The organism is Methylomonas koyamae (genome assembly GCF_006483455.1).
Classification (GTDB): Bacteria; Pseudomonadota; Gammaproteobacteria; order Methylococcales; family Methylomonadaceae; genus Methylomonas; species Methylomonas koyamae_B.
On record NZ_PPPU01000036.1, the window covers coordinates 39,911 to 54,150 of the forward strand.

A 14,240-nucleotide genomic window follows, 5' to 3' on the forward strand; every position below is an offset into this window, starting at 1 on the left:
CCACGAAAATGATATGGCCAGCGATAAACCCACACCGGCCGAACAAGACTTCGCCTGGTTTACCGGCCAAACCGGATCCGTGGACGAAAACACCAAGGAATGGTTTTTGGAGCGCGTCTCGATCAGAACCGAAAGCGGTTTTACCTCGATGCAGGCGCGGAATTTAACGTATAGCGAGTATTTGGCGCGAGAGAGTAATAATGAAAAGCACTGACACTGAAATTGAACAAGAAATCCAGGCAAAAGGCCTGACTGCGCCGCGTGTTACGCCGGACGATATTGAGGACAATATCTCCAGCGAGTGGTATTTCACCGCGCACGATGGGGTTTGCGCGACACAAGGCCATAAATTTGAAACAGGATCAAGGCCAGAATCTCTCGACTTGTTGACATTTTGCGTGCTAATTCTGAAAAACGGCTTCACCGTTACCGGCGAGAGCGCCTGCGCCAGCCCGGAAAACTTCGACGCCGAACTGGGCCGCAAGATTGCACGCCAGAACGCGGTCAATAAAATATGGCCGCTGATGGGTTACGAGTTGAAGCAACGGCTTTTTGTGAACGGTTAGGTTTTACCATGGGCGACATCTGCAACTTCCGGCCGAAAAATGCGGCTATCGATCCGGATGTCGTTCTGCAAGAAGCCGCCGGCCAATTCGACAGTTTAGTGATTATTGGATGGGATAAAGAAGGCTTGCTGGATGCGCGGGCATCGCTAAACCTCAACCATGCTGAAATCCATTTTTTAATTTCAGTCTTTCAACACAAGTTATTGTCCAGCGACTTTTCCGGCGACATTGACGACATAGATTAACCATGCCCAGCCCAGAAGACTATTTAGCGCTGATCCAACAGGACGGCGAGGCTTCGCTACGCCTGTCCGCCATGAATGCGGTCGACAAACAGCCCGACAGCGAGGCGGCCTTGCGCAAGTTGGCGCAGGATTACCGTTTGCCGTTGGAGGCGGTGCGGTTGGAGCGGACGCAGGTCGAGCGCCGTTCCCGATTGGATGCGATAGATTACGGCAAACTGGCGCGGGAGATGCCGGCCACGGCGGAACTGTTCCGCGATCCGAACGTGGCCGGGGTAATCCATGACGATGTCGACAATCTGGGCGCATTGGAAAAAACCTTGCAGACAGGGAAAAACCTGGGCAAGGCGGCGGCGTCTGGTTATTTCGGTTTTGGCGAGGGTGCGGCCGGCGTGATGCAGGCCGGCGCCGATGCGCTGGCTGGCGTGACCGGGCCCATCGCCGACTTTTTCGGCACACCTGACGTACTGGGCCGGCCGTTAGCGCGGGATATGGCCGCATTGCGGCAAAACCAAACCGCCTGGCGCGAATATTTGATGCCAAAAGGCGGCGGCAATATCGAATCCGGCGTGTATTCCGGCGTGCAATCGTTGACGCAAAACCTGTTGACCTTGCCGCTGGCCATTGCCGCCAATAACCCGGCGCTGGCGCTCAATACCATGGCCGGCATCACCGGCGGCCAATCCTACGGCAAGGCCCGCGATAAAGGCCTCGATCCCGGACAGGCCGCGCTATTCGGCGCCGCCGATGCCGCGGTCGAGTACGGCACCGAAATGATTCCGGTCGGCCGGTTGTTCGGCGACTTGAACGCCGGCGCGCCGTTCTTCAAGACCCTAGCCAACCAGTTGGCGACGGAAATCCCCGGCGAGCAGGTTGCCACCGCGTTTCAGGATCTGAACGAATGGGCGGTGCTGAATCCGGACAAAACCTTTGGCGATTATTTGGCGGCGCGGCCGGATGCGGCCATCCAAACCTTAGTGGCCACGGCGGTGGGCACCGGCGGCACGGTCAGCGTGTTGAAAGGCGCGGAAGCGCTGGCTACGCGCGGCATAGACCAAGCCGAGCAAAACGGCGGCTACTTCAACCAACTCGGCAGCGCGGCCAGCGCCAGCAAGACGTTGAACCGGGCGCCGGATTTGGTCGAAAAGCTGGTCAACGACGCCTTGGGCGACGATGCCCACAATGTCTACATCGACGCCAACGCCTTTATGCAGTCCGGCGTGGCCGACCAGGTGCAGGCGTTATTGCCGGAGGTGGCCGAGCAGTTGCCGCAAGCCATCGCCAGCGGCGGCGAGATCCGGATACCGGTCGGCGACGTAGTCGCCAAACTGGGCAATACCGAGTTTTTCCAGCCGCTGGCCGACCATATGCGGCTGGCCGATCAGGAGCTATCCGCCTTTGATGCCCGCCAGTTGCGCGACAACATACCGGCCGCGATCCGCGATGCTGCCGATGCCGCGTTCACCCGGGCGCAAACCGAACAAGCCCTGGCCGCCGGGGCCGATCAAGTCAAAAACCGGGTGCTGGAGCAACTGGCCGCCACCGGCCGCTTCCAGGGTAACGCCAACGAAAACTATGCCACGCTGGTCGGCCAATACTACGCCACCCAGGCGCAACGCTTCGGCATGTCGCCGGAAACGATGTTCGAGCGTTATCCGGTCAATGTGGATAGCGTGATTGGCGGCGGGCGGTTGTTGAATCAAGCCAATAACAACGATGGCCCTTTCGGCCCAATCCTAACCGATTACGCACGTAACGCCAGCGCAGCGATTGCCAAGCTGACCGAGTTGCAAACCGGTGAGGCCGTTGGCGCGTTGCATCATCCGGAAATCGGCGATATCGATTTGGTGTGGGGTGAGGCCGGGACTGGTGCGAGCGACGGCTATGGTTTGGCCAAGCTAGTAAAATTCCATCCGGAAGTGGTTGGCAATTTACAAGAGATCATTTCCGGCATGCAGGTTGTTAGCCGCAGCGATAACCGAATCAATTTGGAGTCAGCAGACCACAAGGCCGGCGTGCGGTTGACTTGGGATAATCAAGCCAAACACTGGCTGATGACCGCGTTTGAAAAGCGAAAAAAAGGCGCCGCCGGTACCAGGACAGACACTACCGACGCAACGGGCAAGGATGACACAGCTAGCCTCACCAGCGCCTCGGATGCCATTGTAGACCAAACCCTAAATAAGTTCTATCAAGACGCCCGCGGCGCCTACAGCCCCGATACCAACACCATCGCCCTGCTGGAAAAAGCTGATTTGAGCACGTTCCTGCACGAATCCGGCCACATGTTCCTGGAACTGCACATGAACATGATGGCCAACCTGCTGACCGAAGACGAACTGGTCGGCACCACCGAGGCGCAAAAGCAGTTGATTGCCGACACCAACACGCTGCTGAACTGGTTTGGCCTGCAAGACGTGCGCGAGTGGTTCAATCTGGACTTCGAGCAAAAGCGGGCCTATCACGAGCAATTTGCCGAGGCTTTCGAGAAATATCTGTTCGAGGGGCAGGCGCCCAGCCTGGAGCTATCGCGGATATTTGCTACCTTCCGCGCTTGGCTAAAACATGTTTATCAGCACATCACGCGCTATTTTGACAACGCGCAATTAAATCAAGACGTGCGTAGCGTGTTTGATCGGATGCTGGCGACCGACGAACAAATCGAACTCGCCCAGCAAGGCCGCAGCCTGATGCCGCTATTTAGCGAACCAGAGCAAAGCGGCATGTCTGATCAAGAATTTGCCGAGTACCAAGCGGCATGGAAACACGCGATCAATGACGCCAAAGAGCAACTGGCCCTGAAAGGCATGCGGGACATGCAATGGCTACAAAATGCCCGCAATCGCACCCTGAAACGATTGCAGCAACAGCACGACGATTTGCGGCGCGAAACGCGCGCTGAAGTACGCATGGAAGTGTACGCTCGCCCCGTGTATCAAGCCTGGCAGTTTTTAACGCGCAAGTTAACGCCCGAGGACAAATTACCGACAGACAGCGACGCCCCGGAAATCTCGCAGATCGGCAACTTATTAGGATTGCAAGCCGGGCGATTGGAATTTGCCGCGCTATCGGACATGGACGACATATCCGAGGACCTCGTAAAAGTACTGGTTGAGCGGAAAATGACGGCGCAGGATGGCTTGCATCCGGATATTGTTGCCGAGCTATTTGGATTTAGCTCGGGTGACGAGCTGGTAAAACAGTTAGCCGCGGCAATTCCACCGAAAGAGATGATCGAGCAATTGACCGATCATCGCATGCTACAAGAACACGCCGAGTTATCCAGCCCCCAAGCCATACAAGAAGCGGCACACCGGGCCTTGTTTAACGAAGCGCGCGCCAAATTTGTGACCACCGAAGCCAACGCTTTGGCTAAAGCGACCGGCGGAGTGCGGCTGGTAACCAGCGTAGCCAAGGAAATGGCTCACAACATGATCAGCAGGGTAAAGATTCGCGACTTGTCGCCTAGCGTGTATACCCGCGCAGAAGCCCGCGCAGCCAAGGCCGCGTTACAGGCCGAGAAAAAAGGCGACATTGAAACAGCCGCCGCCGAAAAGCGTAACCAGGTGTTGAACGTCGAGGCGAGCAAAGCCGCTTACGAAGCCAAGGATGATATCGAAAGCGGCTTAAAGTACCTGAAAAAATTTGACGGCGGCGGCTTGCCGACGATAGCCGCCGATTACAACGATCAAATTTTAGCGATTCTGGACCGCTACGATTTCCGGAAAATGAGCGACGCCGAGCGCAATCGACGGGAACTATCTTTAGCCGAATGGCTAGCCGAGCAGGAAAACCAAGGTCTAACACCGAATGTTCCGCCAGAATTATTACGGGAGCATCAGCGCATCCCCTATAAAGATTTGACCGTGGAAGAATTGCGCGGGCTGATCGATACGGTCAAGCAGATTGCGCACATGGGCCGCGAGCAGAAAAAGCTGCTGGTATTGAGCCAAAAGCGCAATTTCTTGGAAATGGAAACCGAGGTAACCGATAGCATCGTATTGAATGCCAGCGAGCGCGTCGCCAACGATCGGTCAGCACAGGATGCGTTGGGGAAGTTCAAGGAAGGCGTCGGTGGGTTTTTCTTTAGTCATATTCGGGCATCATCAATTGCCCGCGTATTGGATGGCGGCAAAGAAAACGGGCCGATGTGGGATTATTTTATCCGGCCCGCCAACGTGCGCGGCGAATGGGAAACCAGCAAGCGCGCAGAGTACACGCAAAAATTGAGCGAGATTATGTCGCCGGTATTCAAAGGCGACAAACTGGGCGGCAAAGGCAAGTTTTACCCCAGCATCAACCGCAGCTTGAATAAAACCCAAGTACTGGCGATGGCCTTGAACATGGGCAACGAAAGCAATATGCAACGATTGCTGGGCGGAGAGGGCTGGACGGAAAGCCAAATTAGACCCGTGGTTGCCACATTGACCGCCGATGATTGGCTTACTGTGCAAAAAGTATGGGATTTGTTTGAGGAGTTCAGGCCGCTAATTGCCGAAAAAGAGCGGAGGCTGTACGGGAAAGAGCCCAATTGGATACCGCCAAGACCCTTTACCGCGATGTCCGTCGATGGCCCGATTGAGATGGCCGGCGGTTATTACCCTGTTAAGTACGATCCCCGCGCCAGCATCGGCGCCGAACAACATGCCGACGCCGAAGAGGCGAGAGCTATGCTGAAAGCCGCCTATTCCGCTGCAACGACGCGCCGCAGCTTTACCAAAAACCGGGTTGATGCCGTACTGGGCCGGCCCTTGTTGTTATCGCTGGATGGGGTATTTAACGGACTGAATGAAGTGATTCATGATTTGGCGTGGCACGAATGGCTAATCGACATGAACAAGGTGCTTGGTTCTCGTCGTATTGATGGCGCGATTCGGCAGCATTATGGGCCGGATTACGTGCGAGTGCTTAAGCAATGGGAAAAGGACATTGCCGGCGGCGATACGGCAACGATGCGCGGGTGGGAAAAAGCCGGCGCCTGGATGCGGCAGAACATTAGCGCGGCCGGTTTGTCGTTTAACCTAATGTCGGCGGCCATGCAGTTTACCGGCATTACACAATCGTTTGTACGTGTAGGCGCCCCATGGATGACGCGCGGCATACTGCAAATGATGAACCAGCCGAAGCAAACCATGGATTTTGTCAATGAACGCTCGGTCTTTATGACCAACCGTTCCAGAACCCGATTCCGCGAATTATCCGAGTTGCGCAATCGCATTCAATATCAAAGCGAGGCCAAGGCGGGGTTTGACTCGGCCAAATTCTGGTTGATCATGCGCGCGCAGGGGTTGGTCGATTATCCAACCTGGATAGGCGCTTTTTACAAAGCACTGGCCGACAATCACGGCGAAGAGAAAGCCGCGGCGCTAGCCGATCAAGCGGTAATCGATGCCCAAGGCGGCGGCGAAACCAAAGACTTATCGGCCATTGAAAACGACAAAAACCCCCTAAGCCGATTGTTTACCCTGTATTACAACTTTATGGGTACGTTGTTGAATCTGGGTTTTGTTGAAGCGCAAACCGAAAAAAACAAAGGCAAGCTGGCCGCCAAGATGCTACTGCTGTTTGCCGTACCGCAAGTGCTGGAGCACGCGATCAGGGCCGCGATTACACCCGATGGCGACGACTGGGACGAAGTTGACTACGCGAAACATGCCCGCGAGGTGCTTGGTGAGATGGTTGATCGCATGACTGGGTTACTTGTGCTGGTGCGCGAGTTCAGGGAGCCTATCAAGTATGCCATTGGGCTAAGCGATCAAGTGCGCAATTATGAAGGCCCAACTGGTTTGCGACTGGTCGGCGATGCCGGCGACTTGGCGACACAAGTCAGACAAGGCGAGTTTGACGCTGCATTTCGCAAAGCGTTTATCAATGTCATAGGCGACGTAACCGGCCTGCCTGCCGCACAAATCAATAAAACCTGGACCGGAGCGGAAGCCCTGGCCGACGATCAGACAGACAACCCGGCGGCAGCAGTGTTTGGGTACCGGCAATAAGCGCAACCCGTCACAATCACAACGGCCCTTCGGGGCCGTTTTCGTTTTAAGAGGAACCCATGACCATATCCAGCGAGAACCGAGTATCCGGCCCGTATCCTTGCAACGGCAGCCAGACGGTGTTTGCCTTCAATTTTAAAGTCTTCAAAAAAGCCGATGTGCGCGTCGTGCGCGCGATCGACGGCGTGGAAACCGATCTGGTATTGGATACCGATTTTACCGTGACGCTCAACGCCGATCAGGACGTCTCGCCCGGCGGCAGCATCACCACGCTGACCGCTTACGCCACCGGCGTGACCGTGACCATTACCAGCCAGGTCGCTTACACCCAGCCCACCGACATGAAATTGGCCGGCGGTTATTACCTGTCCGCGATCAACGACGCGCTGGACCGGTTGGCGATGCAAGTACTGCAGCTAAAAAGCGCCATGGATCGGGCCGTTACGCTGCCGATCTCCGGATTGGGCGGGTTGGACCCGACCAGTTTGGTGTTTGGTGTGGACGGCTCCGGCGAGCCGATCCTGCGGCTAGTGAGCGATATCAACCTGGACACGCTGACCTTGACGCCCTTCGCCGCCACGTTGCTGGACGATGCGAACGCCGCCACCGCCAGGTCTACGCTGGGGCTGGGTACAGCGGCGACGGCGAACGTAGGCACGGGCGCCAATCAGTTGGTGCAGTTGGATGGCAGCGGCAAGTTGCCGGCGCTGGATGCCAGTCAGCTAGTCGGCATCGAGACTCAGTCCTTAGCCGATTACATTGGCTTGCGGTTTTACACCACCGGTTCCGATACCGGCGTGTATATCTATATCGATCAGTTGCTGTTGCGCGACACCAGCGGCAACGTGGTGTTAAAGCAAAATTTGACGCTGGGCGTGGATTTGACCGCGCTGGGCGTAAATGGCCTGGATAGCGGGTCCAACACTGCAAACACCAACTATATGGTGTATGCCATCTATAACCCAACGACCGACACCGTGGCGGCGCTGGCGTCGACAAATAGCAGCAATCCGATAATGCCGAGCGGGTACACCTATAAGTCCCGCCTAGGTTGGGTAAGGTCAAGCAGCGGCGCATCGCCGGCAGCTCGCTATCTGTATGCCATATTCAAGATCAATCGGGATGTGTTTTTCCGGGTTGTCGCCGGCACCATTTCTGCAGCGCTGCCGAAATTATCATCCGGCACCCAAGGCAATCCAACGACGGGCCCGACGTTTGTGCCGATCACGTCGGTGATGATTCCGGAAACGGCAGCCGAGGTTGAATTCCTGGCATACAACGGCGGCGGTGCGATTTTGATGTCGACCGAGGGCGCCGGCGGCGTCGTCAATAGCACGACCAATCCTTCCGAGCTGAGTTTTACTTCGACCAATACCGAGTGCCGGTCTGTAGTTCTGCCGAATCGCGTTATTCCGGCCGGATTTTCCGGCCAATGGTATTACGCCGCATCCAGTGCCACAGCCGGGCTGTATTTGAAGGGTTATCGGGATTCCATATGAGTTATGCGATTCGCAAAGACGGTCTGGGCTGGCGCGAGGTTTTAGAATCCGGCGAAGTCCTGGAGCATGAGACATGGTCTGAAACACTTCCCGCCACCGATAGTCAATGCCCTGATTCGGTGTGGTCGTGGCAATTTGCCAGGGCTTTAACCCAAATGGGGTGGCGCGATCAGTTCGAGCAACTGGTTGCCGCAGCCGATCAGGACACGCGGGACATGTGGCAACGTTCGCCGACCATCGAACGCTATTCGCCGTTTGTGTTGAGCATTGCCGACCAAATGGGAAAAACCAGTGCCGACGTGGATAGCGTATTTATCCTGGCGGCGTCGATTATTCAATAAAACGAGGTGAGATATGACTGTATTCGGCATGAAAATCAAAATCGACTGGCGCCAAAAATCGACGATACGCGGCGCGATTCTGGCGTTTTTTTCGGCGGTGGCTTTGGTTGGTTACATCATTACCGGCGATCCTGCTTTTCCCGGCGTGGTTACGGCCATCGGTACCAGCCTGGCCGGCAATCTGGGCTTACTGGTTAAAGACTGATGTGGCGGGCGATTCTGTTGCTTGCGCTAGCGGGCTGTAGTCGGCCGCAGCCGACGGTGTGCCGGTTTTATATCTATCCCGATTTTCAACCTTTAACCCAGGAACATTGGGCAAGCCATGATCAACGATAGCCAATTGAAAAAAATCATGCTTTTGGCCACCACGGGCAATATCGCCAAGTTTGCCAAACCAATTAACGATGCCTGCACGATGTTCGCGATCGATACCTCGCTGCGCCAAGCGGCGTTTTTAGCGCAGGTTGCCCACGAATCCGGAGAACTGCGCTACGTCAAAGAGTTGGCTGACGGCTCGGCTTATGAGGGCCGGATCGACCTGGGCAATCTGCATCCGGGAGACGGCCCACGCTATAAAGGCCGCGGCTTACTGCAAATCACCGGCCGCGACAATTATTACCGGCTAGGCAGGTATTTGAATATCGATCTGATCGAGCAGCCGGAGCTATTGGAGCAGCCCGGTCTAGCCGCGACTTCTGCCGCCTGGTTTTGGACCGAAAAGGGGCTTAACGATTTGGCCGATAAGGGACTGTTCGAGCGAATTACCCGGCGCATCAACGGCGGCTTGAATCATTATCAAGAGCGGCTGGCATATTACCAGCGGGCGCAGCGGGTGCTTGAGTCATGATCGGCGCGGCATTGTTTCAACGCGTGGCGCCGGCGCTGGTGTTTGTGCTGTTGCTCGCTGGCGTTTGGTGGCATGGCTATTTGACCGCAGACCGTTTGCGCGTCGAATTGGCCGCCACGGTAAAAGCCAGCTCCGATGCCGCACTGACTATTGCCATGACCGATAACCAGCGCCAGCGCCAGCGCTTAGTCGCGCTCAATCAACACATTCAACAAACGGATACAGCCTATGCCAAAGTTATCGAAGACCTGGCCCGCGATAATCGCGCTCGCATTACCAGCGTGCAGTTCCACCGTGCGCTATGTCCAGACGCCGCAGCCAAAGGCCCCGCCGCCACCAGCGGAAGCAATGCGGACGATTCCCCAACCGGGATATTTCTCTCAGGCGTTGAAAAACGACATGAAGAAGCTGATGACGTGGCCAGAGTCGCCGTTGCCTGCCAAGCCTACGTCGCAGGATTAAAGGCCGAGGGGTTTATCGATGATCGTTGAAGTAATCGACCACGCCACGCTCTATGGCCTGGACAATGGCCAATGCGTCGAGAACAAAGACCGTTATTACGTGACCGGGCAGGCGTTCTTCGTCGGCAAGGTTGCTGTGTTTAAAGGTTTCCACGGCGCGTTGACGCTGGACGATATTCGTGAAGTCGTAGCGGTGGCGCTCAAACACGATTGCCAGTTTTTAATGGCCGAACGCCCTGATGAAAGCTTAATCCCGCGCGGGCAGATTATCGAGGCCGGCCCATTTATGGGTTGGTGGTATGTGGTGCTGGACGATCTGATCGGGACTAAATTCAGGTCGATACACCGGCCTAATAAGCAAATCTGATACCAATACGAACGTCAGGCAAAATGCAGAACTCGCCTTCTTTAAGCGGATCTGAAAAAGCGAGTGTATCTTCTATTTTAAATCCATGTGATTGAATAATGCGCTTAATTAGAGCCAGCCGATCATTGCTGTACCTGCCCGCAAAAATAAACACTTCTTCCGGATGAACTTGTATTAGTGGATCTAGTTGATGCAGTTCTTGTTTTAGTAAACGCAGACTTTGTATTAATTCCATGCCATTTCCTTTTCAGACCCGTCGCCAACAGGAGCGCAGTTAATATACTGTTGACAAGAACTTATAAATCTCTTGAAAAACAATGCCATAATTTTTGCATTGTTGACAACGAAAAAATATAACATGCTGTTTTTCTGACATATGGCGCTTAATTGTGATTCCGGTTGTCGTGGGTTCGAGCCCCATCGTTCACCCCACCATACTCTTGACAGTCAAGCCTTTGTTCCAATCCAGTCACCGGCCAATATTTTGCCTGCCCCCTGACTGAACTGTTCAAAAAGACAAGCAATCCTCACCTGCTCCACCTAAAACAACCCGTATCCGCAAACGATTTGTTTTCGCCTGCAGTAGCTTCAAGACTCTAAATCCTATCTATCCGGCTTAATATCAAATGCAATACAAATTCGTTCCTGGTCGGAATTGAATGGAATTGTGCGGTGGAACAATGACGATGGAAACAACACCAGGTCACCAACTTTTTGGTCGACGATTTGGGTCGGAAAGTCGTCGTGCAGCCGAGGGTAGTCATCACCATCGGTACCGTATTCGAAACTGCCTTCATGGTTGTTGCATTTGTCCGGTAGTTGCAAATAAACGCAACCGCTGATCCAGCCTTCTTCGTGGATGTGCGAGGTCAAATAGCCGCCCTGGTCCATGCGTAAATACCAGGAGCTGGCGAATTCCAGCGTTTTCGGAAACAAGCGAATCAACGCGTCATTACTGCCGGCAAAGTGTTGTTGGTAGGCTTTGACCTTGGCGCGGATCAGTGTCGCCAACCGCTGAAACGAGGCTTCCGGCCGCTGCAATAAATTTCCTGCCGACTGCATGCCGTAATACAAACGGCCCTGCTTGCGCTCGGCGATGGCCAGATGTTTGACGTCATCCAGCAATTGGTTCAGCAAGGCGCTGCCGGGTTCCGTCAGTTCGGCTATCCGGGTGTGCTGAACGAACGCCATCGGATCGCGACAGTAGCCGTACACGTCGGATTGCCGGAAATTGGTGGCGTAGTGGGTCGCCAAACTGCCCAGCAACACCGAGTTGTGGCGGTCTTGGGCGATCAATTCATCCAGGCGCTGTTTGAATGCGTCGAATTGACTGGTTTTATACAAACACAGCAACACCCGCTCTTGAGCGTCGGCGAAATCCGACGCCGAGAAGTAAGGGATCGCCTGCTCGAACTGTCCTCCCAAACAATAACTCTCGCCCAGATTGTAATTGGCACGGCCGTGCTCGGGATTGGCTTGCAGCGCGGCGCGGTAACAACGTACCGCTTCCTCCATGTTGCCTTGGTCGCGGTAAATCTCACCCAGGTCGTTCCAGGCATCGGCGAATTGCGGATCCAGGCGCAACGCTGCTTTGAAAGCGTCGATGGCTTGGCCGTGCGCGCCTTGGTCGTAAAGATTGGTGCCGAGATTGAAATAGCCCAGCGCATCGGCATTGATCTCCAGGGCTTTGCGGTAACACTGCTCGGCCGCTTTCAGGTCGCCAAGCGTTTGCAGCACCGCGCCCCAATTGGCCCAAGCCTGGTAATAACCGGGTTGTTGCTCGACGGCCGTTCGATAATGCTTGGCCGCATCCTGCCATTGGTTTTGCTGCTGCAACAGCGCGCCCAAATTGAAATGCGCAACGGTCAGATCGGGCTTGATTTGCAGAGCCTTACGGTAAGCGGCGATGGCGCCTTTGGCGTCGTTGAGTTGGGTATAAATCGCGCCGAGGTTGAAATGGATTTCGGCAATATTGGGATCGATGGCGATCATCTTGCGGAAGCTGGCCGCCGCCTCGCGCAACTTGCCTTGCACCTGTTGGCACATGCCCAGCAGATTCAGTAAAGGCAAGGATTTGGGGAACGCGTTCAGCAAGCCTTGCGCCTTGATTTCCGCCAATGGAATTTGGCCGACCTGGTACAGTTGATGGATGGCCTGTAATTCCGCCGGTTGCGGTTGTTTGGGCTGGGCTTTCATCGTCAGTCGATACCCGTGTGCTGGTTACAGGTGGTTGAGCAGCAAACTCGCCGCCGGGAACCGCCAGGTCACAAGGACCTGGCGGCAAACGGATTTAACGCACCACTTCGCGCTGTTTCAATGCACCGTAAATGTCGTCGACGCTCATTTGGTCAGCGTCGAAGGCCAAATCGGCGGCATCGTCTGCCAAACCTACCGCCAAGCAGATCAAACCAGCGTTTTTAATCGCGGCGGCCAGTGCCGAATCGGCTTGCTCCAATACCGTCGCGGCGTGACCGGTGTCGAACAGGCGGCGCTCCAGATGATAAGCCATAGTTTTGGCATCAGCGCCAGCGAGGGCGACGATGGTGGCGGTTTGGCCGAAGCGGCTGGCGCGTTCCTCAGCAGTGACCGGCGCCCATTCGTCCTTGCTGGCATCGCCGACGATCATGCCGGCGCCGACCGTGACGTTGGTCAAACGGTCGATGATGATGAACGAGCCGGTGGCTTTATTGCGCTTATAGGGTTCGAACACCACTGGCGCATTGACCGCCACGGTGCACAGGCCGATTTCGTTCAGTTTCAATTCGTCGGCGTCGTGGTGTTCCAGGGTGTTGACGTCGATGCGATGGTGAATCGTCGCCACCGAACCGGACACGCTGCGAGTGGCCAGTTTGATCACGTACTGGCGACCGGGCAACATGGCTTGTTCGGTCATCCAGACAATGTTGGCCTTGAATTTATCGGCGACGCTGGGTGTGGTTTGTTGCTGGCCCAGGATGACGTCGCCGCGGCTGATGTCGATCTCGTCGTTCAGCGTCAAGGTCACGGCCATGCCGGCGAAAGCTTGTTGCAGATCGCCGTCGAAAGTCACGATCGATTTAATCGTGCTGGTTTTGCCGGACGGCAGCGCGGTAATCGCATCTCCCTTATGAAAAATACCCGACGCCACGGTACCGCAGAAGCCGCGGAAATCCAGATTCGGCCGGTTGACGTACTGCACCGGAAAGCGGGCGTCGTCGAAATTATGGTCGCTGGCGATTTCGATGCTGTTCAGCAATTCCATCATCGGCAGGCCGCTGAACCAAGGCATATTGGCGCTGGGGTTGACCACGTTGTCACCGTCCAAAGCCGACATTGGAATGAAATGGATATCATGCAAATCCAGATGTTTGACGAAAGCCATGTAATCGTCGCGAATCTTTTCGAAGGTTTCCTGGCTGTAGCCGACCAAGTCCATTTTGTTGACCGCGACGATGATGTGCTTGATACCCAGCAGCGAGGCGATGAAACTGTGGCGTTTGGTTTGGGTTTGCACGCCGTAACGGGCGTCGATCAGGATCACCGCCAAATCGCAGGTCGAGGCGCCAGTGGCCATGTTGCGTGTGTATTGCTCGTGGCCCGGCGTGTCGGCGATGATGAATTTGCGGGTCGAGGTCGAGAAATAACGGTAAGCGACATCAATGGTAATGCCTTGCTCGCGCTCCGCTTGCAGGCCGTCGACCAACAAAGCCAAATCGATCTTGCCGGCGCCGGTGGTGCCGGACTTGACGCTGTCGGCCTGCACCGCGGCCAACTGGTCTTCGTAGATCATCTTCGAGTCGTGCAACAAGCGGCCGATCAGTGTGCTCTTGCCGTCGTCGACGTTACCGCAGGTCAAAAATCGCAGCAACTCCTTGCGTTCGTGTTGCGCCAAGTAGGCGTTGATGTCGGTGGCGATGAGGTCGGATTGATGGGACATGGTCT

General features: G+C 55.5%; 13 protein-coding genes. 10 read left to right on the forward strand and 3 right to left on the reverse strand.

Going from position 1 to position 14,240, the window contains the following annotated elements:
* The first annotated feature begins 13 nt into the window (after positions 1–13).
* From C2U68_RS17355 to C2U68_RS17400, 10 genes are all read left to right on the forward strand, one after another.
* Complete coding sequence (locus C2U68_RS17355) at positions 14–214, forward strand: hypothetical protein (protein ID WP_140913727.1); 201 nt, start codon at positions 14–16, stop codon at positions 212–214.
* Complete coding sequence (locus C2U68_RS17360; RefSeq protein ID WP_140913728.1) at positions 201–566, forward strand: Gp49 family protein; 366 nt, start codon at positions 201–203, stop codon at positions 564–566. Before C2U68_RS17355 ends, C2U68_RS17360 begins: the two co-directional genes overlap by 14 nt.
* 8 nt (positions 567–574) lie before the next feature.
* Positions 575–811 carry a hypothetical protein gene (locus C2U68_RS17365; protein ID WP_140913729.1) on the forward strand — a complete coding sequence of 79 codons (237 nt, stop codon included), beginning with the start codon at positions 575–577 and terminating at the stop codon, positions 809–811.
* Positions 812–813: 2 nt separating this feature from the next.
* On the forward strand, positions 814–6,804 hold the full coding sequence (locus C2U68_RS17370; protein ID WP_140913730.1) for a hypothetical protein: 5,991 nt from the start codon (positions 814–816) through the stop codon (positions 6,802–6,804).
* Positions 6,805–6,863: 59 nt separating this feature from the next.
* A complete protein-coding gene (locus C2U68_RS17375; RefSeq protein WP_140913731.1) occupies positions 6,864–8,303 on the forward strand; it encodes a hypothetical protein in 1,440 nt (479 codons plus the stop codon).
* Complete coding sequence (locus tag C2U68_RS17380; protein ID WP_140913732.1) at positions 8,300–8,644, forward strand: hypothetical protein; 345 nt, start codon at positions 8,300–8,302, stop codon at positions 8,642–8,644. Before C2U68_RS17375 ends, C2U68_RS17380 begins: the two co-directional genes overlap by 4 nt.
* A gap of 13 nt (positions 8,645–8,657) precedes the next feature.
* Complete coding sequence (locus C2U68_RS17385) at positions 8,658–8,849, forward strand: hypothetical protein (protein ID WP_140913733.1); 192 nt, start codon at positions 8,658–8,660, stop codon at positions 8,847–8,849.
* A 117-nt stretch (positions 8,850–8,966) separates the two neighbouring features.
* Entirely contained in the window at positions 8,967–9,491 is a 525-nt protein-coding gene (locus tag C2U68_RS17390; RefSeq protein ID WP_140913734.1) for a glycoside hydrolase family 19 protein, read from the forward strand.
* Entirely contained in the window at positions 9,488–9,982 is a 495-nt protein-coding gene (locus C2U68_RS17395) for a hypothetical protein (protein ID WP_140913735.1), read from the forward strand. Before C2U68_RS17390 ends, C2U68_RS17395 begins: the two co-directional genes overlap by 4 nt.
* Positions 9,972–10,319, forward strand: coding sequence for a hypothetical protein (locus C2U68_RS17400; protein WP_140913736.1), 348 nt, complete (start codon positions 9,972–9,974; stop codon positions 10,317–10,319). The genes C2U68_RS17395 and C2U68_RS17400 overlap by 11 nt, the downstream gene beginning before the upstream one ends.
* Here C2U68_RS17400 and C2U68_RS17405 read toward each other — a convergent pair.
* The 3 genes from C2U68_RS17405 to cysN all read right to left on the reverse strand — a co-directional run bounded on the left by C2U68_RS17405 (position 10,303) and on the right by cysN (position 14,235).
* On the reverse strand, positions 10,303–10,554 hold the full coding sequence (locus C2U68_RS17405) for a hypothetical protein (RefSeq protein ID WP_140913737.1): 252 nt from the start codon (positions 10,552–10,554) through the stop codon (positions 10,303–10,305). The two genes, C2U68_RS17400 and C2U68_RS17405, sit on opposite strands and share 17 nt — an antisense overlap.
* Positions 10,555–10,922: 368 nt before the next feature.
* The gene (locus tag C2U68_RS17410) at positions 10,923–12,515 is read right to left on the reverse strand and encodes a tetratricopeptide repeat protein (RefSeq protein ID WP_140913738.1); all 1,593 of its coding nucleotides are present in this window, start codon (positions 12,513–12,515) and stop codon (positions 10,923–10,925) included.
* A gap of 94 nt (positions 12,516–12,609) precedes the next feature.
* Positions 12,610–14,235 carry a sulfate adenylyltransferase subunit CysN gene (cysN, locus tag C2U68_RS17415; RefSeq protein WP_140913739.1) on the reverse strand — a complete coding sequence of 542 codons (1,626 nt, stop codon included), beginning with the start codon at positions 14,233–14,235 and terminating at the stop codon, positions 12,610–12,612.
* Between the last annotated feature and the right edge of the window lie 5 nt (positions 14,236–14,240).

What these genes read in the sequence shown, in the direction of transcription:
- C2U68_RS17355 (WP_140913727.1), top strand. Translation starts at nt 14, where the DNA reads ATGGCCAGCGATAAACCCACACCGGCCGAACAAGACTTCGCCTGGTTT.
- C2U68_RS17360 (WP_140913728.1), top strand. Translation starts at nt 201, where the DNA reads ATGAAAAGCACTGACACTGAAATTGAACAAGAAATCCAGGCAAAAGGC.
- C2U68_RS17365 (WP_140913729.1), top strand. Translation starts at nt 575, where the DNA reads ATGGGCGACATCTGCAACTTCCGGCCGAAAAATGCGGCTATCGATCCG.
- C2U68_RS17370 (WP_140913730.1), top strand. Translation starts at nt 814, where the DNA reads ATGCCCAGCCCAGAAGACTATTTAGCGCTGATCCAACAGGACGGCGAG.
- C2U68_RS17375 (WP_140913731.1), top strand. Translation starts at nt 6,864, where the DNA reads ATGACCATATCCAGCGAGAACCGAGTATCCGGCCCGTATCCTTGCAAC.
- C2U68_RS17380 (WP_140913732.1), top strand. Translation starts at nt 8,300, where the DNA reads ATGAGTTATGCGATTCGCAAAGACGGTCTGGGCTGGCGCGAGGTTTTA.
- C2U68_RS17385 (WP_140913733.1), top strand. Translation starts at nt 8,658, where the DNA reads ATGACTGTATTCGGCATGAAAATCAAAATCGACTGGCGCCAAAAATCG.
- C2U68_RS17390 (WP_140913734.1), top strand. Translation starts at nt 8,967, where the DNA reads ATGATCAACGATAGCCAATTGAAAAAAATCATGCTTTTGGCCACCACG.
- C2U68_RS17395 (WP_140913735.1), top strand. Translation starts at nt 9,488, where the DNA reads ATGATCGGCGCGGCATTGTTTCAACGCGTGGCGCCGGCGCTGGTGTTT.
- C2U68_RS17400 (WP_140913736.1), top strand. Translation starts at nt 9,972, where the DNA reads ATGATCGTTGAAGTAATCGACCACGCCACGCTCTATGGCCTGGACAAT.
- C2U68_RS17405 (WP_140913737.1), bottom strand. Translation starts at nt 10,554, where the DNA reads ATGGAATTAATACAAAGTCTGCGTTTACTAAAACAAGAACTGCATCAA.
- C2U68_RS17410 (WP_140913738.1), bottom strand. Translation starts at nt 12,515, where the DNA reads ATGAAAGCCCAGCCCAAACAACCGCAACCGGCGGAATTACAGGCCATC.
- cysN (WP_140913739.1), bottom strand. Translation starts at nt 14,235, where the DNA reads ATGTCCCATCAATCCGACCTCATCGCCACCGACATCAACGCCTACTTG.